Origin of the sequence: Streptomyces sp. NPDC012825, assembly GCF_042900925.1 — a bacterium.
Taxonomy (GTDB): Bacteria; Actinomycetota; Actinomycetes; order Streptomycetales; family Streptomycetaceae; genus Streptomyces.
The window spans coordinates 447,194-459,559 of record NZ_JBIBBZ010000003.1 but is presented as its reverse complement, the minus strand read 5'-3'; the positions used below and the strand labels follow the sequence as shown (position 1 = coordinate 459,559).

Below are 12,366 nucleotides of genomic sequence, written 5' to 3'. Positions count from 1 at the left end.
GGTGGGAAGGGCCATGGCCATCTTGTCCACCGAGACCGGGAGGGACGCGACACGTTGCTCTCCCGGTCGTGCCCGGTACGGCTCAGAGGACGACGGCCTCCACGGGGCAACGGATGCCGGAGGCGCGGGCCAGACGCCCGTCGGCGGTGACCAGAGCACAGCCGTACGCCTCCGCCGCGGCGACGTAGGCGGCGTCGTAGGCGGTGAGGTTCCCCCGCAGCTCCCACATCCGGGGCAGGAGGACACGCGACAGCGGGACGACGGGCTCCAGCCGCCCGAGGGCGGCGACGGCGTCCTCCGCGTGCTCCTTCGAGATCTTTCCGCCGAGCAGGTTGCCCCGGATCACCGACAGCACCTCGACCATCCAGTGCTCCGGAGCGATCCATCGGGCGTCGGCGGCGAGGGCGGCGCGGCAGCGATCCCCGATGCCGCCCTGGTCGAGCAGGGAGAACGCGAAGACGGACGCGTCGACGACGATCACTCGCCGCCCTCCGGCACACCGAGGGCGGCGTCACGTTCCTCGCGTCCGGTCCGCAGGGCGTCCAGCACGTCGGCGGTGTCGAGCCGCGCCCGGTAACGACCGGCGGAGAACCCCTCGATGACGGCCAGATTGTCACGGCGCCGCACTTCGTCACTGAGCAGGTCGAAGAGGTACGCCTGCAAGGACTGGCCGCGCTCGCCCGCTATGGCCGCGAGCCGGTCCCGCATGTCCTCCGGTACGTCACGAATCTGCAGTGCAACCATGCACCCATGCTGCATGCAAATCTGCATGCAAGCAACCCGCTCGCCTCCACGCCCTTACCGACCCCGGGGATCGCCCGCGCCAAGCTCCTCGCCCTCACGGAGCAGGGCCGGGCGGCGGTCCGCCGCACTGCTCCTGCGGGAGCTGGGCGGGCAGGAGGCGTTCGACGTACGGGTCCTGGAGCGGCTCTCCCGGGCCCTCACGGCCCTGGAGGGCTTTGCACCGGAAGCAGTGGGCGCGGGCGCTCCAGCAGCTCCGTGACGACCCTCCGCAGGAGCAGCGGGTGCACGAACCGGTCGGGCCCCGACGGCGGACACCGCCACGCGAGCGGCCAGGTCCGTCCGGTCAGCGCGGGCACCGGTACGTAGCTCACGTGCGCCGGTCCCGCGTTGAAGCGGGTCACCCCGCGCGGCCACGCCTTGTGGGCCGTCGTCCCCGGCGGCACCAGGAAGTAGACCCCGCGCCGCCCGTTCGCCTCGATGACGACCGGTCCCGGATCACCGCCGGTGAGCGCCTCCATCCAGTCGGCCAGCCGACGCCCGTCCTCACCATCCACTCGAACGGCGTCGAATTGTACGCCGGCCTTACGAAGCTGGAATCCGGAAACTGGAATCCAGCCCACTTCTACTTCCCGATTCTCTTCAATCACGGAGACATGTTCCCGCGCCGACGCTAGCGTTTTCCACGACTGCTGACGGTGCGTCGGTAAGTGCTTGACCTGCGCCAACGCGCCCCACAGGGAGTTGAATTCGGCGGGGAACAGTTGAGACCGGTTGAGTCCGGTTGAGTTCGATTGGGGATCGCGAATGGCGCGAGCGGAGAACAAGGAAACGGCTGGCCCGGTGGCGCGGATGGTGGCCACTCTGGTCAAGCGAATGCGCATCAAGGAAGGGCTGACACAGGAACAGCTCGGGTCCCGTATGGGCTACACGGGGGCGGCGATCAGCGCCCTGGAGACGCTGGCCCAGCCGGTGAGCGACGGCATGATGGTGCAGCTGGAGGGGGCGCTGGGCGGCGGCACGGGCATCTTCGCGGAGATGCGTCCGCTCGTACGGCTGGAGAAGCTGCCGGAGCTGTTCCGGGACTACGCGCAGATCGAGCAGACGGCCCTGAGCCTGTGCCTGTACTCGGCCCCCAACATCCACGGACTGTTCCAGACGGAGCCGTACGCACGGGCGCAGATCGCGGGCGGGTATCCAACGCCCACGGAGGAACGGGTCGAGGAGCTGGTCAAGGCTCGAATGGACCGCAAGGCGATCTTCGACAAGAAGCCGCTGCGGCTGATCGAACTGATCCTGGACGAGGCGGCACTGCTGCGGAAGTACGGCAGCGAGGAGATCATGCGGGAGCAGTACCGCTACTTGCTGGAGTGCGCTCGGCGCAAGAACGTCACGATCCAGGTTCTGCCCCTGGACGTCGGCCTGAGCGGAGAGAACGCTGGAGCCCGAGGCATGATGAACCTGGTCGAGACCGACGAGCACACCCGGCTCGTCTACCTGGAGGTCCAGGACGAAAGCGTGCTGATCACCGACCCCGTGAAGGTGAGTACGTACGCCCAGCGTTATGCGAAGATCCGGGCACAGGCCCTGGACCCTCGTGCCTCACTGGGCCTCATCGAGCGGTTGGCGGGAGAGGGAACATGAGCAGCACCCTGCACTGGTTCAAGTCCAGTTACAGCAATGACAACGGCGGCGACTGCGTCGAGGTCGCCTTCGACTGGCACAAGTCCTCGTACAGCGACAGCAGTGGCGGCAACTGCGTCGAGGTCGCGTCCTGCGCGCACGCCGTCCACCTCCGTGACTCCAAGCAGCACGACGGCGGGCCCACGTTCGCCGTGGAGCCCGCCGCGTGGAGCCAGTTCGTCGCCTGGCAGAGCTAACCGACCGTCAGCAGGACAGGTTCGCGCCGGTCGGGACGCCCAGGATCTGGGTGAACTGCTGGTACTTGGTGACCCGGCTCTGCACCTGGGCCGGGTTGCCGCCGTTGCACTCCAGGGTGCCGTTGATCGAGCGGATCGTCTCGCCGAAGCCCGCGCCGTTGACCATGGCGTTGTGCGGGGTCATCGTGCCGGGGCCGTTCTGGGTGTTCCAGTACCAGAGGCCGGTGGCCATGGCGACGGCCGGGTCCTGCTCGACGCGCCAGGGGTTGTTCAGGAGGTCGATGCCGAGGGCGTCACCGGCCGCCTTGTAGTTGAAGTTCCAGGAGAGCTGGATCGGGCCGCGGCCGTAGTAAGCGGCCTGGCCGGCGGGGCAGCCGTAGGGCTTCCCGGCGTCGCAGTAGTGCGGGTAGTTGGCCGTGTTCTGCTCGACGATGTAGTAGAGCCCGGCGGTCTCGTGGGAGACGTTGGCGAGGAAGGCCGCGGCCTCCTGCTTCTTCACCGTGTCGCTGCCGGTGTTGGCGAAGGCCGGGTACGACTTGAGGGCGTTGACCAGGCCCGCGTACGTGTAGAACGGGTTCCGGTTCGGGAACATCTGGTTGAACTGGGCCTCGGAGACCACGAAGCCGTTGGTCTGGCCGCCGTCGTCACCGCCGCCGGTGCCGCAGGAGCCCTCGTCGCGCCAGACGTCCGAGGAGCCGGGGCGCTCGTTCTGCGTCCACCACTTCGCGTACCAGTTGTGGCCGTTGTACGAGGCGGTCTTGCCGCCGGTGTAGACCGTGGAGGAGTTCCACGCCGTCACGCAGGCGGGAGCCGCCCCTGCCGAGGCCGCGGGGAGCAGTACGGCCAGGCCCACGGCCGTACAGAGCGCGGCGAACAGGGTGAGCAGCTTACGGAGCATCGCTCGTCCTTCCGGGTGGGGGAATCCGGGTTCGGGAAGGGCCAGCGAATCGCGATTGGTCTGGACCTGTCAAGGTCTAGACCAGAAATCGTGACAGGGGGCGGCAAACGGAAGGGCCCGGGGCGGACGAGAACCGTCCACTCCGGGCCCGTTGCTCACGGCAACGCCAACTCGCTTACAGCAGGTTGAAGTTCTGGAAGCCGGTGCCGATCTTGACGGCCTTCGCGAACGGGGCCGCGGCCGAACCCGTGCCCGAGTAGCGGTACAGCTCGCCGTTCGACTTGCGGGCGATCAGGTCCACCTTGCCGTCGAGGTCGAGGTCGCCCGTGGACAGGATGCGGTCGAACGTGTTCCAGCCGCCACCGATCTGGGTGCGGGCGGTGAAGGGGGCCTTGTAGTTGCCCGTGCCCTTGTACAGCCACAGGACACCGGCCTTGTCGCGGGCCACGACGTCGGCCTTGCCGTCGCCCGTCAGGTCACCGAGACCGGCGACCTGGTTGTAGATGGTCCAGCCGCCGCCGACCTTGGTGCGGGCGGTGAGGCGCCCGTCCGGGTAGGAGAGGTAGCTCCACAGCGTGCCGGCCGTGTCGATCGCGAGGAGGTCGTACTGCGCGGCGCCGCCGATGCTGCCCGGCGAGAAGACCGTCGGGTAGATGTTCCAGCCCTTGCCGACCTGCTTCTGGACGAACTCCTCGCCGATGATCCCGTCGAACCTCAGGGTCCCGTTCTTGAAGAGGGTCCAGCTGCCGTCGGCGAGGTTGTCCTGGTCCAGGTCGAAATCGATCATGTCGACCGTGCCCGGCTCGGCGGGCCCGAAGTTCAGGCTGGCGTCGAAGCCGCCGGTGCCGTTGGGGCCGAAGAAGTGGTACTCCCCGGTCCTCTTGTGGATGCCGTTCATGACGAAGATGGGCGCGTCGAGGATCTCGTCCTGGGCGTCGAAGGCGCCCACCCGCGCGGTGCTCTCGGGCTGGAACTCGTTCTTGGCCTCGGCGACGGCCCGGCCGGGCCCGACGGGCGCGCCGGTGGCGAAGGCGGTGCCGGCGGCGGTCGCAGCGGCGACGGCGACGGCGGTGGCGACGAACGCGCCCTTGAGCGCGCGACGGCCTCGGTTGATCTTCATGGAGATCCCCCCTGGGATGCTCATCGAATGTTTCTCGGACGCTCCGGGCGGTGTGCCGGCCCGGAGCGGTGTGATGTGTGGTGCGTTCGGCGGTCCGGCACGCCCGGTGGGGCGGGGCGCGTGGTGCCCCGGAGTGCCCACCGGGCCGGATCCGCCGGGTTTCAGTGGAGGGTGAGGTTCTGGGAGCCGGTGCCGGTCCCGGCCGTCCCGTCGAGCGGGGCCGGGCGGTCACGGTCGGCGGTGGTCACCGCGGCGACGGCGATGGCGACGGGCGCGCGCCCTGGCACGCGCCGGCGTCGGTCGATGGTCATGGAAGGTCCCCCGCGGTGGTTCTCGTCGGCGGCGTGTGAGGCGGGCCGCCGGTCGTACGAAAGATTCTCACATGAGCAACACGGGACACATGGGAGCCCCCCGTCCCGACGGTCACTCGTGTTACTCCGGCCCCCGGGTCGCCGTTCTTCGCGCGGCCCGCGCGAAGGGGCCCGCGGCGACGGCCGAGGTCGTGGGCGCGCCCTCGAAGGCACGCCGGTTCCGCTTGATGCTCATGAAAATCCCCCCCGGGACGTTCCTGATCGGCGGTGCGCGTGGCGACCGCCGTCAGCTGAGACTCTCTCACAAAATCTTCGGAAAGGTGTTCTCCATTTTTTCTCCCGCCCCGGGAACCCCGGAGGCCTCAACGGGGGCGACGGCGGACCCGGGGTGCGTCGCTCAGTCGGACCGGATGTGCCGGAGCCCGGTCGCCGTCCGCCGCAGACGCGCCCGCAGCGCGCCGCCGGTGTCGGGCGCGAGGCGCGGCCCGGCCGAGGCGGCGATGTGCTCCGCCACCTGCGGAACGGTCAGGCGGTCGGCCCCGACGTGCTCCCCGAACGCGTCACCGCTCAGCCGGGACAGACACAGGTCGAGCTTCGCCACGGCGGAGCTCTCCCGCCGCAGGGGGGCGTCATGCGGCGCAGGCCGAAGCGGGACCCGGATCCAGAGGGCGGGAGTCGGATCCAGAAGGCGGGGAGGTCAGATCAGCAGCACGATCCGGCCCGGCCGGTGGCCCGCCTCCGCGCGGCGGTGGGCCTCGGCGACGGACGCCAGGGGGACGATGTCCGCCGTCCTGGTGGTCAGCTCGCGGGCGGCGACGCCGTCCAGGATCGCCTTCAGGCGCGCGGCGTCCGGGCGGGGCCGGATCGCGGTGACGTCGATGTCCCGGACCCGGTCCGGCAGCCGCTCGCCGGAGGCCGAGACGAAGGTCCCGCCGTCCCGCAGGGCGGGCAGCAGCGGGGCGCCGATGAGCGCGGCGTCCAGGACGGCCGCGACCCCCTCCGGGACGTGGGCCCGCACCTTGGCGACGACGTCCGCCGGGTCGCCGCGCGGGACGAGTTCCTCGGCGCCGAGCTTCAGCAGCTCGTACCGGTCGTCCTCGTCGGCGAGGACGATCACCCGGTACCCCGCGGCGGCGGCGTGCTGGACGGCGAACCGGCCCACCACCCCGCCGGCCCCGCTGACCAGCACCGGGGAGCCTCCGGGAAGGTCCAGGAGGTCGACGGCCTGGTAGGCCGCGAGGGCGGAGAGCGGCACCGAGGCGGCCGTGGTGAACTCCATGTCCTCGGGGATCGGCGCCAGCCACTCGGGGTCGGCGCGGATCACCTCCGCGTACGAGCCCTCACCCGTCCCCTCCGTCACCCAGGGGATGAACCCGGCCACCCGGGTCCCCTCGGGGAGGCCGGGCGCGGCGTCCAGGAGCACGCCCGCGAAGTCGAAACCGAGGACGAAGGGCGGGGCCAGCTCGCCCAGGAAGGCGGCCCACCGCCCGGAGCGGATCCGCAGGTCCGCCTGGTGCACGGCGGCGGCCTTGAGCCGTACGCGCACCCGGCCCGGGACGTCACCGGCCTCCGGCTCGGGACGGTTGGCGATCCTGAGGACCTCGGGTCCGCCGTAGGAGATCACTTCGACGACGCGCATGGGGTGCTCCTGCACTGCTCGGTCCTGCCAGGTGGTGCCTGGTCCTGCTCGGCACTGCTCGTGTACTCCTCGTACGGAAGCCCCCTCGTGGCCATTACACAGAGGCTCCCCGGCCCCGGCAACCGCTGATGACCCGCCCGCGCGACACCTGAGGAGGGAGGCGCTCGCAGTCCGGCTTGCGGAAGGGAGAACTCCTGGTGACGGGCGGCGACGTCCCCCACCGACCCGCACACGCGTGCGTACCGTCGCGCGCGTGGAATGGCTCACCGCTGAGAACCTCATCGCCGTGTTCACCGCCCTCCTCGGCGTCCTCGTCTCGGCCGGCGCCGTCTGGTACGAGCGGCGGGTGCCGCACCAGCGGCGGATCGGCTACCGCGTCCAGCTCGACACGGCCATCGGCGGCGGCACGGCGCACAGCGCCGTCACGGGCGCGGGCCCCGGCGTGGCCGTGCGGCGCGGCTTCTTCAACGCGAGTCCCGACCTGGCGGACGCCACCCTCGTCCTGCTCAGGATCGAGAACGACGGGGCCCTGTCCGTCACCTCCGACCACTACACGGACGGCGACGACCACGGTCTGACCGTCGAGTTCGAGGGGCGGCACGTGAAGGCGGTCGTCGTCACCGCCCCCGACCACCCCCGCCTCCTCAGCCACTTCCCCGACACCTGGACGGGCCCCGCCGAGGGCGCCACCAGCGTCCTGCTGCCGAAGGTCCCGCTCAACCGGGGCGCCCACTACAAGCTGCTCGTCCTGCTCGGCGGCGGCCCGATCGGCAGCCCCGTCACGGTCGACGGGAACATCGCCGAGGGCCACGTCCACGTCAACCACAGCACCACCCCCGACGACGAGGCGCCCGTCTTCAGCGGGGTCGCGCGGACCGTCACCGTCGTCCTCACCGCCTGCGTGGTCGCCCTCGCCGCGATCATCGTCCGGGAGGAGGTCCCGCCGCCGATGGGCTGCGCCCGGGGCACCCTCACGGTCACCGGCTCGACGGCCTTCGCCCCCGTCGTACGGGAGCTGGCGAAGAAGTACGAGAAGGACTGCGCGGGCGCGACGGTGATCGTGGACGCGCACGGCTCGACCGCCGGGATACGGGAGCTGGCCGCCGCCGGCGCGAAGGGCGGGAAGGGCGGCAAGGGGTCCCCCGCCGTCGTCGCCCTCTCCGACGGGCGCAAGCCCGGCGGCTATCCGAAGCTGCGGGAGAGCATGGTCGCCGTCTCCCTCTTCACCCTCGTCGTCCACGCCGACGTCCCCGTGGACGACCTGAGCCTGGACCGGATCCGCCGGATCTACCGGGGCGAGATCACCGACTGGAGCGCGGTCGGCGGCCCCCGGCTGCCGATCCTGCTGGTGAGCCGGGACGCCAACTCCGGCACCAGGGAGGTCTTCCAGCGCCGGGTCCTCGGCCGCAACGAACCGGCCCACTCCTCCCGCGACTGCGAGCACCGCGACGACGCCGAGGCGAGGGTGATCCGGTGCGAACTCGACTCCACCGAACAGGTCCTGGACACCGTCGCCCGCCTCCCCGGCGCCCTCGGCTACAGCGAACTGCGCGCGGCCAGCGCCCTGAAGGGCGTGCGCCGGATCGCGATCGACGGACGCGCGGCGAACGTGGACGAGCTGGGCGCGTCCGGCTACCCGTACCGGGAGATCGAGTACGCCTACACCTGGGGCGAGCCGCCGATCGACTCCCTGACGGCCGGCTTCCTCGCCTACCTCACCCGGGGCGCCGGCCAGGACGTGGTCCGCGTCCACGGACACCTGCCCTGCGCCACCCCCAGGGGGCTGAGGATCTGCGGGGACGGGTGAGGGCCCGCACCCCGGTGGTGACCGGGGGCGGGCCCTCACCCGTACTCCCGTGACCGGAGGAAGGCCCCCGTGCCTACAGGAAGGAGTTGATCTCGATCGTCTCGGTGCGGCCGGGGCCGACGCCGATGGCGGAGATCGGGGCGCCCGACATCTCCTCCAGGGCCTTCACGTAGGCCTGCGCGTTCTTCGGCAGGTCGGCGAAGGTCTTGGCCTTGGTGATGTCCTCGGACCAGCCCGGCAGCATCTCGTAGACCGGCTTCGCGTGGTGGAAGTCGGTCTGCGAGTAGGGCAGCTCCTCGACGCGCTTGCCGTCGATCTCGTACGCGACGCAGACCGGGATCTGCTCCCAGCCGGTGAGCACGTCCAGCTTGGTGAGGAAGAAGTCGGTCAGGCCGTTGACGCGGGTGGCGTAGCGGGCGATGACCGCGTCGAACCAGCCGCAGCGGCGGTCGCGGCCGGTGGTGACGCCGCGCTCGCCGCCGATGCGGCGCAGGTCCTCGCCGTCCTGGTCGAACAGCTCGGTCGGGAACGGACCGGCGCCGACACGGGTCGTGTACGCCTTGAGGATGCCGATGACCCGGCTGATCTTCGTCGGGCCCACGCCGGTGCCGGTGCAGGCGCCGCCGGCGGTCGGGTTCGAGGAGGTGACGAAGGGGTACGTGCCGTGGTCGACGTCGAGCAGGGTGCCCTGGCCGCCCTCGAAGAGCACGACCTTGTCCTCGTCCAGCGCGTTGTTGAGGATCAGGGTGGTGTCGGCCACGAACGGCTTGATCTGCTCCGCGTACTGGAGCATCTCCTCGACGATCTGCTCGGCCTCGATGGCCCGCCGGTTGTACAGCTTGGCGAGGAGCTGGTTCTTCCCCTCCAGGGCCGCTTCGACCTTCTGGGTGAGGATCGACTCGTCGTACAGGTCCTGGACCCGGATGCCGACGCGGTTGATCTTGTCGGCGTAGGTCGGGCCGATGCCCCGGCCCGTGGTGCCGATCTTGCGCTTGCCGAGGAACCGTTCCGTCACCTTGTCGAGGGTGACGTTGTACGGGGTGATCAGGTGGGCGTTGCCGCTGATCAGGAGCTTCGACGTGTCGACGCCGCGCTCGTTCAGCCCACTCAGCTCGGAGAGCAGGACCGCCGGGTCGACGACGACACCGTTTCCGATCACCGGGGTGCACCCCGGCGAGAGGATTCCGGAAGGGAGAAGATGCAGCGCGTACTTCTGGTCGCCGACGACGACCGTGTGGCCGGCGTTGTTGCCGCCCTGGTAGCGCACCACATAGTCGACGGATCCACCGAGCAGGTCGGTGGCCTTTCCCTTGCCCTCGTCACCCCACTGAGCACCGAGCAGCACAAGTGCGGGCACAGGCGTACACCCCTTCCGGGTGGGGCATGTCCAAGGTCAGGGGGCGTACGCCGCCTCACCGGTGGTGCCCCGGAATAGACGAAGCCCCTGGCGCAATAGCGCAAGGGGCTCTTGCACAAAGATGCTACCCGAGGAAGGACCGAGGTGTCGGATCACGACCAGCTGCTGGTCATCGTCGACCCGGTCGCCCGCCGAAGCGACGGCGAGTCCGTACGGATCGCGAAGGATGTCCTGTCCGCCGGAGCGGAGGCGAAGATATGCCTGCCGGACGGCCCGGAGGAATTCTCCCGGGCCCTGGCCCGGCGCGGCTCCCGGCGCCCCGTGCTGCTCGGGGACGACCGCGCCCTGCTGCGCGCGGTGACGCTGCTGCACCGCGAGCGGGAGCTGGCGGAGGGGGCCCTCGCCCTGGTGCCGATCGGGGCTCCGGAGGCCGTGGAGGTGGCCCACGCGCTCGGCGTGCCGCGCTCCACGCCGGCGGCGGCGCGGGCGGCCCTGGGCGGGGCGGTGCGCCGCCTGGACCTGCTGGTGGACGACAGCGACGGCGTCGTCCTCGGGGACCTCCTGGTCCCGGCCGTCCCGGTCCCGGCCCCGGCGGCCCCGTCGGTCTGGGGCACCTGCCGCTCCCTGGTCCGCACCCTGGTGCCCCCGGCGGTCCGGCTCCACCCCCTGCGGGTGGAGGCCGACGGCGTCCTCCTCGCGGACGTGGACGCCCCCCTGGAGGCCCTGACGGCCCGCTCGGTCGCCGGCGCGGCCGAGGTGACCGTCCACCCTCCGTCGTCCCCGCCCCGCCGCGCGACCGCCCACACCCTCACCGTCTCGGGCCCCGACTTCCGCTACCGCGCGGACGGCCGCCTGTCGGGCCCGGTGCGACGGCGGACGTGGACGGTACGGGAGGGGGCGTGGGGGTTGAGGCTGCCGGGGGTGTGAGCACCGCTCTCCCAGAGCGGGTGCCGTCCGGTCCCGACGGTCGGGCTGCGGCGTTCGAGCAGGAGGACGTCGCGCCAGGTGCCGTGGTGACGGCCGAGGCGTTCGCGGGTGCCGACGGTGCGGAAGCCCGCCCGGTGGTGCAGGGCCAGGCCGGCGGTGTTCTCGGGGAAGATCCCGGACTGGACGGTCCAGACGCCGGCCGCGTCGGTGGAGGCGAGCAGGGCGGTGAGCAGGGTGAGGCCGACGCCCCGGCCGCGGGCGTCGGGGTGCACGTAGACGGAGTGCTCGACGACGCCCGCGTAGGCGCGGCGGTCCGAGACGGGGGTGACGGCGGTCCAGCCGACGACGTCGCCCGCCCGGTCCACGGCGACGATGCGGTGGTCCGGCAGGCGGGAGGCGTCGAACTCGGGCCAGGCGGGCGCGGCGGTCTCGAAGGTGGCGTGCCCGGTCGCGATGCCGAGCCGGTAGATCTCCAGGACCCGGTCGGCGTGCTCGCAGCCCATCGTGACGACCACGTCGGAGGTCCGTAAGTACGGCCGGCCTCCGGAGTACGGCCGAAGAGGGCGGTGGCCAGGACGACCGCGGCTCCGGCGCCCAGGAGCTGAGCCGTGACGAAGGGCGGTACGGAGGCGGGGGCGATGCCCGCGAAGGTGTCGGAGAAGGCGCGGCCGACGGTGACGGCCGGGTTGGCGAAACTGGTGGACGAGGTGAACCAGTAGGCCGCCCCGATGTAGGAGGCGACCAGCACCGGGCCGAGGTGCCGCTGTCCGGTGCGCCCGAGCCCGAGGACCAGGAGGACGAGCCCTCCGGTCGCGACGGTCTCGGCGAGCCACAGGTGGCCGGCGGACCGGTCGTGGGCGGAGAGGGAGACGAGGGGGCCGGCGAACATGGCGTTCGCCAGGACCACGCCGCCGACGGCTCCGGCCGTCTGCGCGGGCAGGTAGGCCGCGACGTCGCGCGGTGTCGGCCCGGTCCCGTCGCGGCGGCCGGCCCACCAGACGGCCAGGGTCACCGCCGGGTTGAAGTGGGCGCCGGACACCGGGCCGAGCAGGGCGATGAGCACGCCGAGGCCGAAGACGGTGGCGAGGGCGTTGGCGAGCAGCCGGACGGCGACGTCCTGGGTCAGCTCGGCAGCCTGGATCCCGGAGCCCACGACGACGGCCACGAGGGCGGCCGTGCCCACCAGTTCGGCGAGCGCGCGGCGCCGCAGCGGCGCTTCCATCAGGGCGTCCCGGCGGCGGCGGGCACGGCGTCGGAGGGGGCCCGCAGGAGCGAGGAGAGCCGGGCGAGGGCGGTGGGCAGGACCCAGTAGTAGACCCAGGTGCCCCGGCGCTCGGAGCCGACCAGGCCGGCGTCGCGCAGCACCTTCAGGTGGTGGGAGATCGTCGGCTGCGAGACGTCGAACGGGCCGGTGAGGTCGCAGACGCACGCCTCGCCGCCCTCGTGCGAGGCGATCAGCGAGAGCAGGCGCAGTCGCACCGGGTCGGACAGCGCCTTGAACGTCTTCGCCAGATCGACGGCGGACGCCTCGTCCAGCGGCTCCCGGACCATCGGCGAACAGCAGGCCGCCGTCTCGTCCTGCTCGGCCAGGGGCAGTTCCCATTTCGACATGCATCGATATTGACAGCCATCTATCCCGGTGACAACCTCGAACTCGCCCAGCTGCATCGATGAGAATCGAATCAA

At 71.4% G+C, this 12,366-nt stretch carries 14 protein-coding genes and 2 pseudogenes; 4 read left to right on the top strand and 12 right to left on the bottom strand.

Annotation, left to right across the window (positions count from 1 at the left end):
• Positions 1-82: 82 nt before the first annotated feature.
• From ACFY7E_RS10730 to ACFY7E_RS10720, 3 genes are all read right to left on the bottom strand, one after another.
• The gene (locus ACFY7E_RS10730) at positions 83-481 is read right to left on the bottom strand and encodes a type II toxin-antitoxin system VapC family toxin (protein WP_389483000.1); all 399 of its coding nucleotides are present in this window, start codon (positions 479-481) and stop codon (positions 83-85) included.
• Positions 478-744 carry a hypothetical protein gene (locus ACFY7E_RS10725; protein ID WP_389482998.1) on the bottom strand — a complete coding sequence of 89 codons (267 nt, stop codon included), beginning with the start codon at positions 742-744 and terminating at the stop codon, positions 478-480. The genes ACFY7E_RS10730 and ACFY7E_RS10725 overlap by 4 nt, the downstream gene beginning before the upstream one ends.
• Positions 745-941: 197 nt before the next feature.
• A complete protein-coding gene (locus ACFY7E_RS10720; protein ID WP_389483373.1) occupies positions 942-1,391 on the bottom strand; it encodes a hypothetical protein in 450 nt (149 codons plus the stop codon).
• Positions 1,392-1,548: 157 nt separating this feature from the next.
• Here ACFY7E_RS10720 and ACFY7E_RS10715 point away from each other — a divergent pair, with 157 nt between their 5' ends.
• Positions 1,549-2,385, top strand: a complete 837-nt coding sequence (locus ACFY7E_RS10715) for a Scr1 family TA system antitoxin-like transcriptional regulator (RefSeq protein ID WP_389482995.1) — start codon at positions 1,549-1,551, stop codon at positions 2,383-2,385.
• Complete coding sequence (locus ACFY7E_RS10710) at positions 2,382-2,621, top strand: DUF397 domain-containing protein (RefSeq protein ID WP_389482993.1); 240 nt, start codon at positions 2,382-2,384, stop codon at positions 2,619-2,621. Before ACFY7E_RS10715 ends, ACFY7E_RS10710 begins: the two co-directional genes overlap by 4 nt.
• A gap of 7 nt (positions 2,622-2,628) precedes the next feature.
• Here ACFY7E_RS10710 and ACFY7E_RS10705 read toward each other — a convergent pair whose 3' ends face one another.
• The 5 genes from ACFY7E_RS10705 to ACFY7E_RS10685 form a co-directional block, all read right to left on the bottom strand.
• Positions 2,629-3,519 carry a glycoside hydrolase family 19 protein gene (locus ACFY7E_RS10705; protein ID WP_389482991.1) on the bottom strand — a complete coding sequence of 297 codons (891 nt, stop codon included), beginning with the start codon at positions 3,517-3,519 and terminating at the stop codon, positions 2,629-2,631.
• Between the two features lie 175 nt (positions 3,520-3,694).
• Entirely contained in the window at positions 3,695-4,639 is a 945-nt protein-coding gene (locus ACFY7E_RS10700; protein WP_389482988.1) for an FG-GAP repeat domain-containing protein, read from the bottom strand.
• 161 nt (positions 4,640-4,800) lie between these two features.
• Positions 4,801-4,950: a hypothetical protein gene (locus tag ACFY7E_RS10695; protein WP_389482985.1), complete on the bottom strand. Its 150-nt coding sequence runs from the start codon at positions 4,948-4,950 to the stop codon at positions 4,801-4,803.
• A gap of 397 nt (positions 4,951-5,347) precedes the next feature.
• Entirely contained in the window at positions 5,348-5,551 is a 204-nt protein-coding gene (locus ACFY7E_RS10690) for a hypothetical protein (protein ID WP_389482982.1), read from the bottom strand.
• A 96-nt stretch (positions 5,552-5,647) separates the two neighbouring features.
• Positions 5,648-6,589 (bottom strand): NADP-dependent oxidoreductase, encoded by a 942-nt coding sequence (locus ACFY7E_RS10685; protein ID WP_389482980.1) that lies wholly within the window; start codon positions 6,587-6,589, stop codon positions 5,648-5,650.
• Positions 6,590-6,842: 253 nt separating this feature from the next.
• Here ACFY7E_RS10685 and ACFY7E_RS10680 point away from each other — a divergent pair, with 253 nt between their 5' ends.
• Complete coding sequence (locus ACFY7E_RS10680; protein WP_389482978.1) at positions 6,843-8,396, top strand: substrate-binding domain-containing protein; 1,554 nt, start codon at positions 6,843-6,845, stop codon at positions 8,394-8,396.
• 73 nt (positions 8,397-8,469) lie between these two features.
• Here the strand turns inward: ACFY7E_RS10680 and ACFY7E_RS10675 are convergent, their stop codons facing one another.
• Complete coding sequence (locus tag ACFY7E_RS10675; RefSeq protein ID WP_356539291.1) at positions 8,470-9,753, bottom strand: adenylosuccinate synthase; 1,284 nt, start codon at positions 9,751-9,753, stop codon at positions 8,470-8,472.
• A 144-nt stretch (positions 9,754-9,897) separates the two neighbouring features.
• Here ACFY7E_RS10675 and ACFY7E_RS10670 point away from each other — a divergent pair, with 144 nt between their 5' ends.
• A complete protein-coding gene (locus ACFY7E_RS10670; RefSeq protein WP_389482976.1) occupies positions 9,898-10,680 on the top strand; it encodes a diacylglycerol kinase in 783 nt (260 codons plus the stop codon).
• A 35-nt stretch (positions 10,681-10,715) separates the two neighbouring features.
• Here the strand turns inward: ACFY7E_RS10670 and ACFY7E_RS10665 are convergent.
• From ACFY7E_RS10665 to ACFY7E_RS10655, 3 genes and pseudogenes are all read right to left on the bottom strand, one after another.
• Positions 10,716-11,183 (bottom strand): annotated as a pseudogene (locus tag ACFY7E_RS10665) (GNAT family N-acetyltransferase); the annotation flags it as partial.
• A gap of 275 nt (positions 11,184-11,458) precedes the next feature.
• Positions 11,459-11,902 (bottom strand): annotated as a pseudogene (locus ACFY7E_RS10660) (aquaporin); the annotation flags it as partial.
• Complete coding sequence (locus ACFY7E_RS10655; RefSeq protein ID WP_389482974.1) at positions 11,902-12,291, bottom strand: ArsR/SmtB family transcription factor; 390 nt, start codon at positions 12,289-12,291, stop codon at positions 11,902-11,904. The pseudogene ACFY7E_RS10660 and the gene ACFY7E_RS10655, both read right to left, overlap by 1 nt.
• Positions 12,292-12,366: the final 75 nt, after the last annotated feature.